The sequence below is a fragment of the Prosthecobacter sp. genome, from assembly GCF_044232965.1.
In the GTDB taxonomy this organism is placed as follows: domain Bacteria; phylum Verrucomicrobiota; class Verrucomicrobiia; order Verrucomicrobiales; family Verrucomicrobiaceae; genus Prosthecobacter.
On record NZ_JBIIKX010000013.1, the window covers coordinates 87,771 to 106,518 of the forward strand.

Here is an 18,748-nt window from a genome sequence, read left to right on the forward strand (position 1 = left end):
TGGCAAATCTTGTTCCGTATATCAAACACATGCCCAAAGCGCGAAAAACCGCCGCCAACCCTCTCAGCCGCTACAAGGTGCCCATCCTCGACCGCACCCTGGACCTGCTGGAACTGCTTTCGCGGCATCCGGAGGGCCTGACGCTCACCACGATGACCGAGGCGCTTGCGATGCCGAAGAACTCCGTCTTTCGCATTGCCACCACACTCACGCTCCGTGGCTATGCCGAACGCGATGAAGGCACGAAGGCCTACCGCGCCAGCCGCAAGCTCCTCAGCCTCGGTCATGCCGCCGTGGGCGGCGAGCGACTCATCCAGGCCGCCGCACCCATCCTCACCGCCTTGCGCGATGCCACCGGCGAAACCGCGCTGCTCGGCACCCTCGCTGGCAATCACGGCGTCGTGCTCGATCAAGTCGCGTCCTCGCATCCGGTGAAGGTCGTCGTCGAGATCGGTCACGCCTTCACCCTGCACACCGCCGCACCCGCAAAGGCCATGCTCGCCCACTGGAGCCCCGAGGCCCAAAAAAACTTCGTGCAGCAGATGAAGTTCCCCAAACACACGCGCCACACCATCACCAGCGCCACCGCCTTCCTCGCTGAACTGAAGCAAGCCCGCCAAAACGGCTACGCCCTCGACCGCGGCGAAGAGAGCGAGACCTTCGCCTGCGTCGCCGCACCTGTCTTTGATCATCGCAGCCATCCCGTCGCCTCCATCTGGATCAGCGGCCCCTCGGATCGCGTCACGCCGGGCAGTTTGGACAAGCTGGGCCAGAAAGTGAAGCAGTTCGCGGATCAGCTTTCGCGGCAGCTCGGGTATCAGGCGTGAGGGAGATAGCTCTCAAATCTCATGCCAGAATCCCCTTCACCACCTTGCTGGGCTCCACGCCGGTGAGGCGGAAGTCGAGGCCTTGGTGGCGGTAGGTGAAGCGTTCGTGCTGGATGCCGCAGAGGTGGAGGAGGGTGGCTTGCAGGTCGTGGACATGCACGGGGTTCTCAGCGACGTGGTAGGCGAAGTCGTCGCTGCTGCCGTAGATGCACCCGCGCTTCACACCACCACCGGCGAGCCACATGGTGAAGGCGCGTGGATGATGATCGCGGCCGTGGGCCTTGGGATTGTTGATGTCGCCCTGAACGAAGGGCGTGCGGCCGAACTCGCCGCCCCAGATGACGAGTGTGTCATCGAGCAGACCGCGATTTTTGAGATCCTTCACAAGGGCAGCGCTGGGTTGATCGGTGTCCTTGCACTGGATGGGGAGTTGCGTGGGCAGGTTGCCGTGCTGGTCCCAGCCGGCGTGCATGAGCTGCACATAGCGCACGCCGCGCTCGGCGAGACGGCGGGCCATGAGGCAGTTGTAGGCATAGCTGCCTTTGCGTTTCACATCGGGGCCATAGAGTTCGAGCACGCTCTGCGGTTCGTCGCTCAGATCGGTGAGTTCGGGCACACTGGCCTGCATCTTGAAGGCCATTTCGTATTGAGCGATGCGCGTGGTGATTTCGGGATCGCCGAGCCGCTCGTGAGCGTGGTGGTTCATCTCGGCGAGGCCATCGAGCATGGTGCGGCGCAGGTCGCGGTTAATGCCATCAGGATTGCTGAGGAAGAGCACCGGATCGCCTGCGCCTCGAAACGGCACGCCTTGATACTGCCCTGGCAGAAAGCCTGCACCCCAGTAGTAATCATAGAAGAACTGGCCGCACGAGGCCTCTTGATCACGCGAGGTCATGACGACAAACGAAGGCAAATTGTCCGAGTTGGAACCGAGGCCGTAGCTGAGCCACGCACCGAGGCTCGGACGGCCCGGCAGGTTGTGACCGGTGAGCAGATGCGTCACGGCGGGAGCGTGATTGATCTGCTCGCCATGCATGGAGCGGATGAATGAGCAGTCATCGACGATGCTAGCCGTGTGTGGCAGCAGATCGCTGATCCACATGCCGCATTGGCCGCGCTCCTTGCCGCCAAACGCTGCTGGCAGGCAGGGCTTGCTCTTCTGGTTCGCCGTCATCGTAGTGAGCCTGAGACCACCGAGCACGCTCTCGGGGATGTTTTGATTGCGGCGCTTCTGCAGCTCAGGCTTGTCATCAAAGAGGTCCACATGCGACGGGCCGCCGGTTTGCATCATGTAGATCACGCGCTTCGCTTTGGGTGCAAAATGAGGCAGCGATGGCAACCCCTTCTCCGCTGCCATCAGCGACTGCAAAGCAGGTGTGCCGAGTGTGAGTGCCGTGGTGCCAAGGAAGCGACGACGGGTGAGATTGAGGGCGTGTTGATGGAGAGGGTTCATGGGTTCAGCGTCTCGTCGAGGTTCAGGATCATGAGGCAAACCGTGGTCCAGGCTGCGTGTTCAGCGGGTGGGAGTTTGCCGAGTCGTTTTGATTCGCCGGTGGCGATGAGTTGCTCGGCATCCTTGGGCTGGGCTTGGTAGTGGGTGCGGGCTTTGGTCAGTGTTTGCTTGAGAGTGGTCATGCCCGGCGCATCGAGATGATGGCCAGTGGCATTGCGGAAGGCTGTCTTCAGTCGCGCATCGTCATCTGACAACACGGCGAGCTTCTCGGCCCACACGCGGGCGGCTTCCACATAAGTGACATCATTGAGGGTGGTGAGGGCATGGAGCGGCGTGCTGGTGCGCTGAGGTTTGACGGCACAGCTTTGTCGCGCAGGCACATCGAAGAAGCTCGCCGGAGCCACGCTGCGTCTCCAGAAGGTGTAGAGGCTGCGCCGATACAAGTCCTCGCCCGTGCCCTGGAAGTAGCGATTCTTGCCAAAGCTCATCTCCTCCCAGATGCCGGGCGGTTGATACGGCATGACTGCGGGTCCGCCGCGCTTCTCCACGAGCAAGCCGGATAGGGCGAGTGCTTGATCACGCAGGAAGCGCGAGTCAAGCCGGTGACGCGGGCCGCGTGCGAGCAAAATGTTCTCGGGGTCCTTCGCAAGCAAGGCTGGCGTCACGACCGCACTCTGGCGGTAGGTCTTGGATTGCACGATGAGTCGTATCATGTGCTGCACATCCCAGCCGCTGTCGCGAAACTCCACGGCCAGCCAGTCGAGCAGTTCGGGATGCGATGGCAGCGCGCCTTGCAGCCCGAAGTCATCGGGCGTCTTCACGATGCCGCGACCAAAGAACTGCTGCCACAGACGATTGATCACCACGCGCGACATCAGCGGATGCTGGGGCGATACGAGCCACTTCGCCAAGGCCATGCGGTCAGCCTTGGTGCCCACAGGCAGAGGTGGCAAGGAAGCAGGCACGGCAGGCGGCACGATGTCGCCGGGAGTCTCGTAGTTGCCGCGCTTCAAGATGTGCGTCTCGCGCTTCTTTTCATCCCGCATCACCATGACGTGTGGGATCTGTTGCTGAATCCTGTCTTCCTCGGCACGCAGTTCATCAATGGTCTTCATCGGCACCGACCACCGCGCATCACCGCGCAGAAACAGCTCCACCAGCGCTCGCTCCGTTTTGTTCGTTAGCTTCTCGTAGTTTAGCGACTCCAACTTGATCGTGCCTGCGATCCGGCGCAGGCCGTCTTCCTCAATCCGCTTCAATAAAAGTTCGCCATCCGCACGCACCTCCTTCACCCATGTTTCGAACGGCGCTTTGAACTCCTTGTTCCTAACCATCAGAGCCTTCTCCGCGCTGTCCCGTTTCGATTGCGCGGACTTCATTTGAGCCTCCTGCTCCGGAGTGGCGAGCATCAGATACGGTGACTCCATCGCGTAAAGGCTGTCATACATGTTGCTGTAGCTCTTTTTGCCAAAGCGCTTGTCCACACCGCCGGTCTCCACGAGCTGGTTGAACAGCGCGAACATCGAATAGTAGTCCTTCTGCGTGATCGGGTCGAACTTGTGATCGTGGCACTGGCTGCAGCCCATCGTCAGGCCCAGCCAGACGGCGCTGGTGGTCTCCACGCGATCAAACACGGTCTTCGTGCGATTCTCCTCCGCGATGGTCCCGCCCTCCGCATTGAGCATGTGATTGCGATTGAACGCGGTGGCCACGAGTTGGTCCTGCGTGGGCTTCTCCAGCATGTCACCAGCGAGCTGCTCGATGGTGAAGCGATCAAAGCGCATGTTGTCATTAAACGCCCTCACCACCCAGTCGCGCCACGGCCAGTTCATGCGGATGGAGTCCATCTGGTAGCCGTTCGTGTCCGCGTAGCGTGCCGCATCGAGCCAATCCATCGCCATGCGTTCGCCATAGCGCGGTGACTTCAGCAGGCGAGCAATGGCAGCCGCATAGGCCTGCTCAAAATCCTTTGCCGCTGTTTTCTCAAACGCATCCAACTCCGCAATCGTCGGCGGCATGCCGGTCAGGTCGAACGTCAGTCGACGCAGCAGCAATCCTGCCTCTGCCTGGGACGAAAAGGCGAGACCTTCCGCCTTCAATCGCTGCTCAATGAAGTGGTCAATGGCAGACAAAGTGGCTTCGGCTTTAGCCGAATCTTCTGTCCCAGATGCGGCTGAAGCCGCAGCCACTTTCCTTGGCGGCACGAACGCCCAATGCGCTTCATACTTCGCGCCTTGCTCGATCCAGCGTTTGATCAGTTCCCGCTGCTCACTGGTGAAGGGCTTCTTGTGCGCCTTCGGCGGCGGCATCACCTCGTCTTCATCCGCGCTGATGACGCGCAGCCACAGCTCCGACTTGCTCGGATCGCCCGGCACAATGGCCCGCACGCCATCGTTGTCCTTTAGCGCCGACTCCCGCAAATCCAGCCGCAGCCCCGCCTCGCGATGCTTTTCATCAAAGCCATGGCAGTAGTAACAATTGTCCGACAGCAGTGGCCGGATGTCGCGATTGAACGACACCTCTGCGGCCATCGCGGCGAGGGGACTGAGGGTGAGCAGAGTGAGGGCGAACTTCATGAGCGCTGAATACTACGCCGCTCATTCACCCTTCTCAGTTACGAGGGTTCGTAAGCTCACGCTTTCCCCACCAATCTCTCCGCCACGGCCTTCGACACGGCGGCAGTAGCGCAATTGACATGGAGCTTGCGGTAGATGCTGCGGGTGACGTAGTCGGCAGTATGCGGATTCAGGCCGGTGGCGTCGGCGATTTGTTTGCGGGGCATTCCGGCGACCATGCATTTGAGGACGGACTGCTCACGCTCATCGAGGCCGTAGTCCTTCTTGGCGGGTGCGAGCTTGGTAAACATGGCGAGCACGCGCGTGGCGATGCGTGGATTCATCGGCGAGCCTCCGGCGATGGCTTGATCGATGGCGGTGATGACTTGGGCCATGGGCTCCGATTTCAACAAGTAGCCCGAGGCTCCGGCGCAGATGGCGCGGAAGATTTTATCATCGTCTTCGAACACCGTGAGAATGAGAATGCTGGTGGCTGGGGCGCGGCTTTTCAGATGGGCGATGCCTTCGATCCCATCCATGCCCGGCAGGCCGACATCGAGCAGGATCACCTGCGGTGCCTCCTCCGCATCCAGAGCCGAGATCGCGTCCTCACAGTTCGCAAAGGCACGCACGTCATGCTGGTGCGGCTTCATCGTGAGCGCACGTTCCGTGCCCCGGCGAAAGGCGGCGTTATCTTCGATGATCCAGATATGAGGCATAATAGGGGAATGACGAACTCAAGATGCAAGCGGCACTCGCAGCGTGAGTGTGGTGCCTTGATTGGATGAAGAGAGAGTGAAGGTGCCGCCTAGCTGCTTCGCACGCTCGCGGAGGCTGTTCAGGCCCATGCCTGAATATGCAGCAGCCGGATCAAAGCCGCGTCCGTTGTCGCGAATGACGAGTTCGAAGTCAGAGGCCATGATTTGCGCGGAAAGCTCGACATGCGTGGCCTTCGCGTGACGCAGGATGTTGGTGAGCGCTTCCTTGAAAAACAGAAACACATGACGTCTCGACTCCACTGGCCATGCGGCGGGCAGATCGTTAGCGGTGGCTTTCCAGGTCACGCCATGGTTCGGCAGCAGACGTTTCGCCACGCGTTGCAAGTGCTCCATGAGATCAATGCCGGACTCTTGTCGTGCACCGACAAGCCACAGCACCTCGCGCATCGCATCGGTCGTTTCGTGCGCGATGCGATTGATCTCCTGCCAGTCCTCCGCCGTCGCATCACCTTGCAGCGAGGAGGTTTCGCTGATGACGGCGATACCCGCGAGGTTGCTGCCGATCTCGTCGTGCATGTCGCGGGCCAGTTGAGCACGAAACTGCTCCTGCGCCCGCACCGCACGGCGATGCGAGCGCCAGAAAAGGAGGGCCGCTGCGCCGATGACGCTGATCACCGCAAGTCCCAGTGTCCACACCGCTCGCGTCTGCGCCATCGTCGTGAGCATCGGGATCTTCGCCGCGAGCCCCGCCACCTGTTCCTCCAGCCGACGGCGCTCCTCCCATTGCTCCAACCACAGCGGCAAATCCATCAGGCGGCCGTAGCTTGTGTGATCATCCGTCAGCAGCTCAAGCGGACGCGGCGGATCACGCGCCGGATCGCCCGAGGTGGTCACCTTCGCACCTCGCGACACCTTTTCACCGCCGGCAAACAACTCCAGCTCAGACACGGCGAACGATGTTAACGTGGGCCGTTGCGGTGCCAGCATCACCACGCGCACATGCCTCGCTGTGCGACCTCCGGCAGGAATCGTCACGACGTTGTTGCCGGGATTCGGGAAGTCGATTTCGGGATTCTCGAAAACCGCCACCGCATCACTGAAATCACTGTTTTTCGCCAACTCGACACGAAAACGCGACGGAAACGAAAAGCCCGGCACGTCCGCGCCTTGTCGAGCATGCAGCGGATGCAGCCGCACCTCATCAAGCGGCATCTCGCGGCCCAGATCCACGCTCATCCAGGGATGCGGCAGATCCGACTGAAGGCTCGCAAACAACGCATCAAACGCCGGCACCGAGCTGCGATCAATCGGCGGCCCCAGCGGCGTGCGGCCATCTGTGAGGTGATGATTCATCCAGCGCGGCGGCAGCCCCGTGCCACCCTGATGCTGCACCTTGGCCCCGAGCACGATGTTGAGCTTGCCAGCCATCACCATCATCTCAGCGAGCGCGAAGGTCCATCGACCCTCCACCTGCGCCAGCTTTGTCACCGTGAGCCGCAGATAACGCGCCCGCGTTTCCGGCACATGCGCCACCACCGGCGCCACGCTCGACTGGACATGATCCACCTCCGTGCGCACCAGCAGCGGCGTGAACGTCGAAAACTGCGCATCATCCGAAGCATCCAGCCGAAACCGCACCGGGAACGCATACGGCGACTGCGTCACGCCCTGAAAATCCACCACCGCAGGGATCAGCACCACCGTGTCAAAACGTCGTATCTCACCGAGGTCCACCTGCACAAACGGCGACTCCGGCGGCGGCTCCTCCATCATGCGATGCTGGATGCCAAACTCCGGCACCGTGTTTCCGATCATCGGCTGCCCAAGCGACTCCAGCGCCTTCTCCGCCCTCAACAACTCCGCTCTCGCCTCCTTCAAATCACCGCTGAACGCATCCAACCACGCTGCCTCCGCGCCTGGAGCGAGGAGGAGCAGGCTGAGCAACACTGAGAACAACCGTTTCAATCCCCGCACGATGCACCGCATCCCCTCCGCCGCCACGGCGAGAAATCGCCCCACTTTACGAAAACGCGTTAGGCTACCGGGGACTGAGTCACAGCCCTGGCGGTGTGATGGCCGTGTTTTCGTAGAGGATGACACCGCCGCGTTTCACGATTTCGCGCTGCACGGACTTCACATCGACGCCGCGAACGCTGCTGCCTGAGTTTTGCGCATGGATCGCCGCGATGCCGCTGGCTTCACCCAAGGCCATGAAGACGGGTTCCATGCGCAGGGTTTGATAGCCGACGTGGCTCGCGGAACATGCCACGGGGACGAGCAGGCCATCGACACACTTCGGCACCAGGATGCGATACGGGAGCTGGAAAGGATCGTGCGAGATGAAGAAGTAGCCTGGACGCAGCAGCGGATACGCGGGGTCGTATTTGCGCACGGCGTGCGAGTCGAACTCGAACTCCGTCACCGCAATGCCATCGGCAAAACGGGCAGGCAGTCCGGTGTCGAAGATGGGTTTGGCGTCGTTCTGCGTCAGCGTGTATTCGCCCCAGATGCGACGACCTTGGCGCACATAGATGTGATGCGGGCGGTGGCGATGGTCGGTGAACTCATCCTTCGGAAAGCCCCACTGGCTGGCTTCGTCGCGGATGGCCTGGGGCACGGCGGGATCGTTTTGCAGCAACCAGACGAGCCCCTCGTTGTGACTCCAGTAGCGGGCAAAGATGCGCTCGCGCTCGGCGGGACCGGCTTCGGGCCAGCGCCAGTTTTCCTCGGCCAGATCGAGCGACTCGGCAGGCACGCCGGTGTCCTGATGCGGATGGTCGCTGTTCACCTCGAACTTCCCGTTCGGCATCTCGTAGAGCTGGATGACTTGATTGAAGCGCGTGATTTTGCCCTCGGCGATTTGCGCGAGGACGTGTCGGTAGTCGTCGCGATTGAAGGCAGCGGGTTTTTCGACCGGCACGGAGTTCGCTTTGTCCTTCGTGAGGTGAAAGCGGAAGCAAAAGGCCTGGATGCCATCGTCGGCTTCGCCGGTAGAGCCGGGCAGCGGATTGTAGTCTTTGAAGCGAACGTAGATGTGCCCGGCATGAGGCTCGCCAAAGGTCGCCCGGCTCTCGCGACCGACGCGATAGGGCACGCCCGCCAACGCGGCGACGTCGCCCTCATAAGTGCAATCGATGAAGGTCGCTGCGCGGAACTCGGTCTGCGTGCCGGGCTTGCTCAAATCCTCCGCCGTGATGCTGACGAGTTTCACCGTCGGTCCAAAGTCCTTCGGCGCGGCTCCGTCGATGCGTTTGCCCGGTGTGGCGACTTTTTCCGTGCCATCGCTGCCGATGACACGCGCCGAGATGACGCGATGCCGCTGAAGCAGCGTGATGTTTTTCTCCGCCGCGAGCATGTCGCGGAACACTTTCTCCGCGATGTGCGGCTCGAACATGTTGCCGCCCTTGCACACCTTCACCTGCTTCGAGTCCGCGCCGTAAGTTGTGGTGTAATGCTCCACGATGCGGCGTTTGAACTCGTTGTAGAGTCCGCCCACCGCGCCGTGCTTGCGGATGTCGGTGTTCGTCAAACCGCCTGCCACAATGCCACCGACGTGCGCCGATTCTTCGAGTACGATGACCTTCGCGCCACTTTTCGCCGCCGCCACGGCTGAGGCGACTCCGGCTGGATTGGCCGCGACCACGACGACATCCGCCTGCTCCGCCGCGAGCATGGTGGTGAAGGCAAGAAGGATAGCGAGCAAGAGCTTCATGCGAGTGAATCAGGTTCGTAGCCGAAGAAGGGATAATCGTTCTCTGGGACAAAGGTGGCTGCGGTTTCAGCCGAAGTTTTCGACGCAGCTTGAACAATGATCGGTGTGGCCACGGCGGCAGCGACGGTGCCTTTGAGGGCATTGAGCAGCGCTTCGCGGCGGGTGAGTTGAGTTTCTTGTTTTGGGTTCATGGGATTCATCGGTTTCGCCAAATGGCGCAGTGCATTTGGTTTATTGTTCGGTCACCACCTCATCCAGGCTGAGCAAGGGTGTGGTTTCATAGTATGAAAATCACACGCTGAGGCCGTTAAGGGTTTCCGCGTTGCTGGTGCCAAACTTGCCGGTCTCCACGCCCATCTCCTGCAGCATCTGCACCCACAGGTTGCACAGCGGCGGCGGGTTTTTCGGGTCATGGGCGATGTGCTGGCCATGCTTGAAGCGTCCGCCCGTGAGCAGCACCGGCAGATTGGTGGATTCGTGGCTCGAGGCGTTGCCCATGCCCGCGCCGAAAACGCTCATGGTGTTATCGAGCAGGCGTGAGCCGCCATCGCGTGCCTCCTTCATGCGCCCGATGAATTTCCCCCACTCCAGCAGCAGGTCCCGCTCCAGGATGGCGAGCTGGGAGAGCTTGCCCTTGTCCTGCCCGTGGTGGCTGAGGTCGTGATAGGCAAAGCTGGTGCCGGGCTTCGACGGTGTCTTGCTGGTGCCGACGTAGTAGAGCGTGACGATGCGCGTGAGATCGGTCTGCACGGCGAGGCGGGCCACTTCGAGCATGAGACCGAAGCGCGTGGTATCCTCGCCGGGGCCGGGATCCTTGATGATGGGCACACCGGGCTTCGGCTTGGGCTGCCGGGCGAAGTTTTCCGAGCGCACCATGCGCTGCTCCAGCTCACGCACGCTGGTGAAGTATTGGTCCAGCTTGTCGCGGTCGCCAGCGCTCACATCGCGCTGCAAACGCTTGGCTTCACCGGCCACGCGGTCGAGGATCGACTGTCCCTCCTGCACGCGTGCCACTTCCTCCGCGACTTCCGCAGGCGTGCCATCGATGAAAAGTGTGGCGAACGCACGGGCGGCGCTCGTTTCCGGGGGAATGGCCACGCCGCTGCGCGTGTAGCTGCAACTGTAGGCTCCACTCGTGGAAAAATTCAGCGAGGCATGGCGCGTGTCGCGACCGATTTTGTCGGCGGCGAGTTGATCGAGCGAGACGGTGTTTTTGAATGAAGGCGAACCCGGATGCGGCGCACCGGTGAAAAAGGATTTGTCCGACGCATGACCGTCACGCACCTCGGGATGATTGAGGCCGGAGATGATGCTGAATTCCTTTCGGTGCGGCTGCAATCCTTCGAGGTAGGGCGTTGCGATGTAGTCGGCTCCCGCTTCTTTCGGAAACAAGTTAGGCGCGTGGAAACTGAAGTAATTCAGGAGCCCGATGAAGCGCATCGGCGGCTTCGGATCCGCCGCAAACGCAGCCGACATGGCATCGAGCCAAGGGAGCGCGAGCGTGATGCCAGCGCCCTTGAGCATCGCCCGACGGGAGATGGAGCGCTGTGTGGTGAAGGTGACGTTTTTCATGAGGGACGTTCGGTTGATTTACTTGTGAGTGAAGACACGGCTTTGGATGACCTCATGCACGAGTGTGCGCAGGCCGTGGTCGCTGGATGCGGCGCGGTGTATGATGGCTTCGACGACTTCGCGGTCGGCGAACTGCAACTGAGCACCGGTGAAGTGAGTGATGAGTTTTTCGGTGACGCAGTGGGCGAGTTGCTCGGGCTGCGCGAGGATGAGTTGCTTGAACTCATCCACGTCTTTGAACGGGCGGCCATCAGCCATGATGAAGCTCGGGTCCACAGGACGTCCCTGGGTATAAAAGCGAACGTCGGTGCCGGGGACGCTCACGACTTTGTCCTTCGCGCTGTCGGGAATGGCGCGATAGTTGGTGCGCCAGCGGCCGGTGACATCGAAGTTCTCCAGCGCGAAGCCCGGCGGATCGAGCTTCGCGTGACAAGTGGCGCACGCTTGTTGATTGCGATGCTTGTCGAGTTGCTCGCGGATGGTGGTGGCACCGCGAATGTCTGGCTCGATGGCGGGCACGTTCTTCGGCGGCGGGTCGGGTGGCGTGCCGAGGATGCGGTCGAGCACGTAAGCGCCGCGCACCACGGGCGAGGTGCTGGTGCCGTTGGCGGAGACTTTCAACACCGCACCTTGCGTGATGAAACCACCGCGCCGTGAACTGGGAGTGAGGCTCACTTTGCGAATTTGCTCACCTTTCACTCCGGCGATGCCGTAGTGCTCGGCGAGGCGTTCGTTGAGCATCGCGAAGTCGCTGTGCACGATGTTGCGCACGCTGAGGTTGCGGCTGAGCAACTCGTTGAAGAAGCGCTCGGTCTCACTGACCATGGACTGCTGAAGGTATTGCTCAAACTCGGGGTAGAGCTTCGTGTCGGGCTGGGTGAAATCGATGTCGCGGAGATTGAGCCAGCTTCCGAGGAAGTTTTGCGTGAAGTGCTTCGCTCTCGGTGAAGCGAGCATGCGCTCAGTCTGCGCGCGCAAGGTCGCGGGTTCATGCAGCTTCTTCTGCGCGGCGAGTGCGTGGAGTTCATCATCCGGCGCGGTGCTCCACAGGCCGTAGCTGAGCCGTGAGGCGAGCGCGTGGTCATCGAGCGGGCCGGGCTTTTCCTGGAGGAAGAGAAACTTCGGCGAGCAGAGCGCCATCTTGTAGGCAGCGCGCAAGGCTTCATCAAAACGACGGCCTTTTTGCATCTGCTCCTTCACAAGCGCGAGATGCTCGATCACTTCTTCATCGGTCACTGGGCGACGGAATACTTTCGGTAGGAATCCAGCGAGCAAGCGGCGGGCATCGGCTTCGGGTTGCGATGAAACAACGCGCAGGTCCTTGGTAGCCACCTTTGCGTTCGCAGGCTGCAGCGGCAGGTTGCCGTAGAGCAGTTGATGACCACGCGGCGGCCATTGCTCAAGCAGCGGGCCCTCGATTTCCACCCACTCGACGACCGCGCAGATGCCGCCGACCATCGAGCGTTCGTCCGGCGTCTCAGGCACGATGCGATAGGGCGAAAGCCAAAGCGTCTTGCCTTGCGGCACGCGCGCTTCGTATTCGAACTCGCGAAACTCCGTGGGACTCATCTCCACGTAGGTGTTCTCAGAGGTCAGCCCATTGTAGGGCCACACGGCAAGCGCGACCTTGAGCACGATGTGGCGATCAGGGCGCTTCTTGTCATTCGCATTCGCGTTCGGTCCCTCTTTGTCAATCATCGCCCGTGCGCGGATGCGGAAGCGATAGCGGGCGTCTGGCACAGGAGGTGACCACGCTCCCAAAGCGCCATGCGGGCCGTTGCCGCCATTCCAGCGGATGGCGAGAAACCCCTCGGGCGAATGCGTCCACTGGCTGTTCTGAAAGCCCGGCGCATTCCAGTCGTGCCAGGTTTCGTTGTAGTCGGTGCGGATCTTTTTTGTCTCGGGCTTCGGCGTGGTGATCGTCGCTTCCTTCAACGCGAGGTCCGCCGCCTGCAAGTAACGCTCCAGATGCACCGCAGAGAGATTCAGCGCCGCACCGATGTTGTCGAAGCCGCCTGCCGTGCCGTCTTCTGGCAACAAGTCACGCAGAGGCGTGTCGATGCCGAGCAGATCGTGAACTGTGTTCACATACTCGGTGCGATTCAGCCGCCGGTAAACCACGCGGCCATCCGACTCCTGCTTGTGTCGGCTGAAAGTATGCAGCTCATCATGCAACGTCTTCAAAAAGCTGCTGCTCACTTCCGATGGCGGACGATTCTTCTTCTTCGGTGGCATCTCGCCGCGCTCCACCTTGTCGAAGACCTTGGTCCATTGCAGGAGGTTCTCCACGTCATCGGGCTTCCATTTCAGCGCCGCCAAATCGAGCCCGCCTTTCTTTGAGTCTGCATCGTGGCAATCGTAGCAGTGCTGGTCGAACATCGGCTCCAGTTTACCGCCGAGTTCAGCGGCTGATGCGGAAGCGAGCACAACCGCGCAAAACAAAGTGGTGATGTTTAAGGCACTCTTCATCACGGCTGCTTCGGGGTGGTAGGTTGGACGCTGGCTGCATCGCCAGTTTTCGGGACAGCTCGCGCGAGACGAAACCCCGTGTCGGGATATTTCTTCGCCGGTTTGGAGCTGGTGCGCACGAACGACTTCATTTTCTCAAACGTATGCGCCACACTGCCACCTCTCATGCCGCGTTGAGTATCGAAGACGAGCGCCTCGTTCCATTCCCACGCATTGCCGCTTTGATCAAACGTGCCGTAATAGCTGGCGGAACCGGGATAACTTCCCACCGGATACATCCGCGTGTAGGCACTGGGCGGAAGGTTGCCGACGTTCTTCTGCGAGTAGTTCGCCGAGTTCGGTTCACTTGCGCCTTCGGCCCGGAACTGCGGCTGTTCGTTGCTGCGCGTGGGATAGAGCCAGTAATCGCCAACCGGCCCACCCTTCGATTGCGGCTGAAAATACGCCGCCTTATACCACTCGTTCTCCGTCGCGATCCACACCTTCGCACCCGGCTCATGCCGCGCGAGGCCGCCGTGCTTCGCGATGTCATACGCGCCGGTTTCAGTGTCGCCCTTGCCCTGGCCATTGTGCAGCCAGTTCACAAAACGCATCGCATCGAGAAAGCTCACATACACCACCGGCTTCTTCTCCTGACCCGCGATGACTTCATAGCGATACGCTCCCGGCGCACCCATGCGATTGATAAATACCGGCAAGTCGTTGCGAATGCCGCCCTGATTGTTATCCGTCAACAGCGCGCTGCCCATGCTCGCATTCCACAGTCCGCGCGGATCATTCGCCGCCACCGCATTCAAGAACTCCGCATACTGCCCGATGGTTACCTCGAACTTCGCCATCTGAAACTCATACGCTACCGCGCCATAGCCCGTCTTGTCCGGCGCATTGCCCGCATCACCCACCGTGACCCATTCGCTGTCGAGGGCGTGCGCATCCATTCCGCAGACGAGAAGCAACAGGAGCCACGGCTTCATTTTTTCTCCTCCAGCGGCTCAAAGCTCACATCGTCATACCAACCGTTCACCACGTCCTTGCTGCCACCGCCCACGGCGAACTGCACCGTCTCTTTTGGCGCATCGCCCGCATGGGTCTCGTAGGTCAACACTTGTTTCCCATCGATGAACGCCATGATCGTCTTGCCGTGCATCTCGATGACCAGAGCGTGCCAGGCATCGAGAGAAAGTGCGATCTTCTCCACCTTCGCCGCACCGATGAACTTGCGGTTCATCTTCTTCTCCTTCTTCAGCGCCTCCGCTTCCGATGAACCCTTTGGATACAAGTTCTCCTCGTCCCAGGCTGTGATGCTGCTTTGCCGGATGTGCACACCCGCGAGATGAAAATTCGCCTCCAGGATCGGATTCGGCCCATTGAACCCAATCGCCGCCATGCCGCCCTCCTCCATCTTGAAACGCAGGCTCAACCGCACATCCTTGCCACTGATCTTTCGCTGCAAGCCCGATGGATGCAGCTTCCCAAACGTCTGCCCTCGCAGCACGCCGTCCTGAATCTGCCACCAGCGGTGCATGTTCTCTGGGCCCGAAGCGACCTTCCCATCCGGCAGCCATCCATAGGACGACCAGTTCTTCATGAAGGCCGCCTCGTTGGAAAAATCCTCCTTCCAGCGGGAAAGGTCGGGCTGGGCGTCCGCGGCATGCAGCCGCGCGCCCGCCATCAGCAGAGGAAACAAGAACAGCAGAGTCTTCATGGTTGGGGCGGAAAATACACGCGGTGCAGAACTCTGTTTGCGCCGGAATCGCTCCGCAGCCTGATTGTCCATTGTCGATGTCGGAAAACACATGGTCACGGCTGCTGGTTCGTCTTCCTCATCCAGCGGAACTCCGTGCCGTCGCAAGCGCATGGACATCAATTGGAGTCTCATTGCTTCCTCCCAGTCAGTCCGTGCAACAGCTTCGTGGCTTCCTCCTGTGACACCAGTCCGGTTTCCGCCAGCCTCTGCGCGGCCCTTGCCTCGACATCCGGCCACACAGAGGCGCATTCCTTCGCGTGGCCCTTGAGAATCGCAACCTGGCTCGGATGAATGAACGCCCATTGGAACGGATCGCCGCGGCGGCCCATGCCGACATAACGATGCACCTGCCACCAGCGCAGCAGCGCAGCGGTGCCGTTAGCGAGGCTTTCGGCAGCCTGCGACTCGTTTCCAGGCTTCTCAGCAACCGCCTCGAGCAGTTTCCGCCGCGAATCAACTTGTGCGGCCATGATCTCCAAATACCGTGCTGGGCCGCCGGGGATGCTCTTCGCCAGATCGGTATCGAGCCTCAGCGCGAGGACTCTCGCCGCGAGATCGGCGGGCAGTTCGGCGAGCGGGAGTTTCAAGCACGACCATGCCGGAATCAGCACGCCGGCAGCGTCACCCAGTTGGCGTGCGAGATCAGCAAGGACTTCATCCTCGGGTTTGTCCAAGTAGCTGAGGTCAGCGGCGGCGCGGCCAAAGAAGAAGAGGTTCGGCAGCACGAGCACGGCATTCTGGCAGTTGCCAAAGACGCCTTGTGCGGTGCTGGAGAGTTCGCTTTCCTGCTTCAAGACCTGACGGATGATGTCAAACTGAAGCACCGTGGCCGGCGGGGTCGGCTCGAACTCGATGGCTTCGTAGCACATGATGGTCGAGCGCGACATCAGGCCCGCCCGTTCCGTCTCGGCCACCGGGATGCGACCATTGGCCCAGCCTTCGCGATGACTGCGGCCGGGCAGCAGTTCCCACTCGCCGGTCATCTCCTTCTTCAAGGCTTCCAACGACAGACGCACAGGCGGGGCCACCGGAGCGGACCAGAACCCCTTCGAAGTTTTACGCCCCCAACCGCTCCACAACCACGGAATCACCCGCTTGCCCGGCACGGCTTGCTGGTCGCTCTTCAAAATCCGCAGATACTCCTCGATGGGCGCGCCGAAGTAGCCGCCGGGATCTCCGTCAATGACCACGTAGGCATCCGCATTATCAACCAGTTGCAGAATGGACTGGCGATGTTCCAGGTAGGTCTTGGCTTTTGCTTCGTCGTCAAATCGGACAACGTGGGTTGTAGAATAGAGGCTGCGATCTTTCCAGGGCAACGCGCGCACCTCTTCTTTCGAGATGACGTTTGGACAATAAGTGAACCAGCATTCCAGTCCGGTCGCCTTGGCATCATCGATCACGGCGCGATAGCTGCGCAACGTCGCGGTGTCCTCCGCCGAGAGTGGCATGGGTGCCGTCTCCGGCGTGGGCCAGATCATCACGGTGTTGTAGCCCAGATGCTTCAGCAGGCGGAACATCTGCGCAAAGTCCTGCCGGTCCCAGGACCGCACCGAAAAGGGGTGCTCCATGACCCAGCAACCGTGGAGATAAAATCCACGGCGCTCGAAGCCGGTCTTGGTGGCTGGTGCTTCTTGTGCCAAGGCAGTGCCGGGAAGAAAAACGGATGCAACCGACAGAAGGAACAGACACGAGAGTCCGCGACTGAGTTTGTCCCAGCGAGATGATGTGAGCGTGGAGTTTTTCATAGAGTAGCGTAGTTTCACTCGGATAATTCCGTTTGTCTTCCGTGCAAATGGCGAAAACTTCCAGAATCCTTACCTCATGACTGAGCCAATTTTTCTCCGCAGCACAGAAACCGAGCAGTTCGGTTTCTCATTTGTCAGCGGGACTCAAGCGCCGGTGCAGCGGTTGCACCGGCACGACGAGATTGAAGTGGGAGTCACAGAGCACGGCAGTGTGGATTCGATCATTGGACGCACCCGAACGCTCATCCCTCCCGGGCGCCTGCTCGTCTTTTGGGCCTCGCAACCTCATGGGCCCGTGGCTGTCGATGCTGGCACGCACGCGCACGTAGTGCATGTGCCCCTCCCATACCTGACAGATGCGGGGATTCCACCTGAATTCATGCGTCGTTTGCTGGAGGGCGAGGTCATCTACGCCGCTCCTCAGAGCGAGGCGCAAGTCCCTGACATTCTGCTGCTGAAGCACTGGGTGATGATGCTGGCCAATCATGGCGCGATGGGCAGCCAGATTGTGTTGCACGAAGTCATCGCCCGGCTGCTGCGAATGGCGGCGGAACGAGCATCCGGGGACAGCGAAGCAGGTTCATCGGCGGGGGGCGCACTGCTTGTCAGTCACAAGCAACGCCATTTCCTCAACATAGTGAGGCTCCTCGCCGAACGATGCGCGGAGCCATGGACGGTGGAGCGAATCGCTGCCGAGGTGGGCCTCAATTCCGGTTATGCCATGCGCCTCTTCCATGAAATTGGTGGCATCAGTATCATTGCCTGCCTCACACAGCAGCGTGTCGCTCTCGCTCAACGCCTCCTGCTCACCACCGATGCAAAGATTTTGGACATCGCCTTCGATAGCGGCTTTGCAAGTGTCAGCTCGTTCTATGAGATGTTTGCCCGGACCTGCGATCAGTCGCCTGCGAAGTATCGGCGGTTGATGCGAGACGCCAAGGCGTCCCGCTTGACGAAGTCATAGCGCCTTTGGTTCGCGGGGTCCTGCGTCTTCTTGGTCTGCCAAAAATCCAAGACCTGTCGTTCGTGCGGTCCGTAGCGGACATTCGCCAGGGTGGGAGGTGGCAGCGGATAAGGTGGCGACCCTTCGCTGGGTTTTGCGGCTTTGTCCTGAGCGGGAGCTGCCACCAGCGCGAGCAGCAGGGCCATGGAGAGCGCGAGAAAGTGCTTCATCGGGGGATCGTGGTTTACTTCGTCACCGCAGGCACAGGCCAGTCATCCGTGCGGAAGGGTGAGGCAGGCAAACCCGCGCCATTCGCGAGGCTGTAGTCGGGCCAGTCTTTCCACGCATAACGGACGGCCACGGGCTGCGCGCCATCGTGGATCTGCCACCACCGGCGCATGTTCTCCGGGCCGGAAACCACCTTTCCATCCGCCAGCCAGCCATAGGAGGCCCAGTTCTTCATGAAGGCCGCCTCGTCGGAAAAATCCTCCTTCCAGCGGCCTCCGCGGCCTCCAGCCGGGCGAATGCCATCAGAAGGGAAAACAAACACAGTAGAAGTTTCATCATGGGGCCGAAAAATACACGCAGGTGGAACCCCTTTTTGCTCTTGGAGGGCTCCGCAGCACAATGGTCCATGGTTGATGTCGGAAAAGACATGGTCACTGCTCTCGCTTTGTCCCCAGTGGCTCGATGCTCACGTCGTCATACCACGTCGCAAGCACGGTCTTGCCATTGCCACCGACACCGAAGCCGATGCTCGTCTTGGGCACATCGCCGGAGAGCGTCGTGTATTGGAGCACGGGCTGGGCATCGATGCTGACCCGCAGTTCCTTGCCCCGCACTTCGACGGTGAGATCGTGCCACGCATCGGGCGCCAGGGTGATCTTCTCCGTCTTCGCGTAGTAGAACTTGCGATTCCACTCACCCTTCTTTTTCATCTCCGCTGCTTCTGGCGAATCCTTGGGATATAAAACATCATTATCCGCCGCCACGATGCTGTTCG

The 18,748-nt window shown here is 60.7% G+C and carries 15 protein-coding genes and 1 pseudogene; 3 read left to right on the top strand and 13 right to left on the bottom strand.

Annotated features, from left to right (window positions below; translation table 11 throughout):
* Positions 1-29 precede the first annotated feature (29 nt).
* The gene (locus ACILSI_RS08115; protein WP_395721361.1) at positions 30-827 is read left to right on the top strand and encodes an IclR family transcriptional regulator; all 798 of its coding nucleotides are present in this window, start codon (positions 30-32) and stop codon (positions 825-827) included.
* A 19-nt stretch (positions 828-846) separates the two neighbouring features.
* On the opposite strand, the gene ACILSI_RS08120 is transcribed toward ACILSI_RS08115, so the two are convergent.
* The 11 genes from ACILSI_RS08120 to ACILSI_RS08170 form a co-directional block, all read right to left on the bottom strand.
* Complete coding sequence (locus ACILSI_RS08120; RefSeq protein WP_395721362.1) at positions 847-2,280, bottom strand: DUF1501 domain-containing protein; 1,434 nt, start codon at positions 2,278-2,280, stop codon at positions 847-849.
* Positions 2,277-4,856, bottom strand: coding sequence for a PSD1 and planctomycete cytochrome C domain-containing protein (locus tag ACILSI_RS08125; RefSeq protein ID WP_395721363.1), 2,580 nt, complete (start codon positions 4,854-4,856; stop codon positions 2,277-2,279). The genes ACILSI_RS08120 and ACILSI_RS08125 overlap by 4 nt, the downstream gene beginning before the upstream one ends.
* Positions 4,857-4,912: 56 nt before the next feature.
* The gene (locus tag ACILSI_RS08130) at positions 4,913-5,554 is read right to left on the bottom strand and encodes a response regulator (protein ID WP_395721364.1); all 642 of its coding nucleotides are present in this window, start codon (positions 5,552-5,554) and stop codon (positions 4,913-4,915) included.
* Between the two features lie 18 nt (positions 5,555-5,572).
* Positions 5,573-7,498 carry an ATP-binding protein gene (locus tag ACILSI_RS08135; protein ID WP_395721365.1) on the bottom strand — a complete coding sequence of 642 codons (1,926 nt, stop codon included), beginning with the start codon at positions 7,496-7,498 and terminating at the stop codon, positions 5,573-5,575.
* Positions 7,499-7,607: 109 nt separating this feature from the next.
* A complete protein-coding gene (locus ACILSI_RS08140) occupies positions 7,608-9,266 on the bottom strand; it encodes an FAD-dependent oxidoreductase (protein WP_395721366.1) in 1,659 nt (552 codons plus the stop codon).
* Positions 9,263-9,457: a hypothetical protein gene (locus tag ACILSI_RS08145; protein ID WP_395721367.1), complete on the bottom strand. Its 195-nt coding sequence runs from the start codon at positions 9,455-9,457 to the stop codon at positions 9,263-9,265. The genes ACILSI_RS08140 and ACILSI_RS08145 overlap by 4 nt, the downstream gene beginning before the upstream one ends.
* A gap of 100 nt (positions 9,458-9,557) precedes the next feature.
* A complete protein-coding gene (locus ACILSI_RS08150; RefSeq protein WP_395721368.1) occupies positions 9,558-10,838 on the bottom strand; it encodes a DUF1552 domain-containing protein in 1,281 nt (426 codons plus the stop codon).
* 18 nt (positions 10,839-10,856) lie between these two features.
* Positions 10,857-13,307, bottom strand: a complete 2,451-nt coding sequence (locus ACILSI_RS08155; RefSeq protein WP_395721369.1) for a DUF1592 domain-containing protein — start codon at positions 13,305-13,307, stop codon at positions 10,857-10,859.
* Positions 13,307-14,281, bottom strand: a complete 975-nt coding sequence (locus tag ACILSI_RS08160) for a formylglycine-generating enzyme family protein (protein ID WP_395721370.1) — start codon at positions 14,279-14,281, stop codon at positions 13,307-13,309. Before ACILSI_RS08160 ends, ACILSI_RS08155 begins: the two co-directional genes overlap by 1 nt.
* Positions 14,278-15,012, bottom strand: a complete 735-nt coding sequence (locus ACILSI_RS08165) for a family 16 glycoside hydrolase (RefSeq protein WP_395721371.1) — start codon at positions 15,010-15,012, stop codon at positions 14,278-14,280. Before ACILSI_RS08165 ends, ACILSI_RS08160 begins: the two co-directional genes overlap by 4 nt.
* A 170-nt stretch (positions 15,013-15,182) precedes the next feature.
* A complete protein-coding gene (locus ACILSI_RS08170; protein WP_395721372.1) occupies positions 15,183-16,625 on the bottom strand; it encodes a hypothetical protein in 1,443 nt (480 codons plus the stop codon).
* Between the two features lie 253 nt (positions 16,626-16,878).
* Here ACILSI_RS08170 and ACILSI_RS08175 point away from each other — a divergent pair.
* Together ACILSI_RS08175 and ACILSI_RS08180 are read left to right on the top strand one after the other, a co-directional pair.
* Positions 16,879-17,151, top strand: a pseudogene (locus ACILSI_RS08175) (AraC family ligand binding domain-containing protein); the annotation flags it as partial.
* A gap of 30 nt (positions 17,152-17,181) precedes the next feature.
* Complete coding sequence (locus tag ACILSI_RS08180; RefSeq protein ID WP_395721374.1) at positions 17,182-17,766, top strand: helix-turn-helix domain-containing protein; 585 nt, start codon at positions 17,182-17,184, stop codon at positions 17,764-17,766.
* Between the two features lie 223 nt (positions 17,767-17,989).
* On the opposite strand, the gene ACILSI_RS08185 is transcribed toward ACILSI_RS08180, so the two are convergent.
* Together ACILSI_RS08185 and ACILSI_RS08190 are read right to left on the bottom strand one after the other, a co-directional pair.
* The gene (locus tag ACILSI_RS08185) at positions 17,990-18,208 is read right to left on the bottom strand and encodes a hypothetical protein (RefSeq protein ID WP_395721375.1); all 219 of its coding nucleotides are present in this window, start codon (positions 18,206-18,208) and stop codon (positions 17,990-17,992) included.
* A 196-nt stretch (positions 18,209-18,404) separates the two neighbouring features.
* On the bottom strand, positions 18,405-18,748 hold a 344-nt coding region (locus tag ACILSI_RS08190), incomplete at its 5' end, for a hypothetical protein (RefSeq protein ID WP_395721373.1).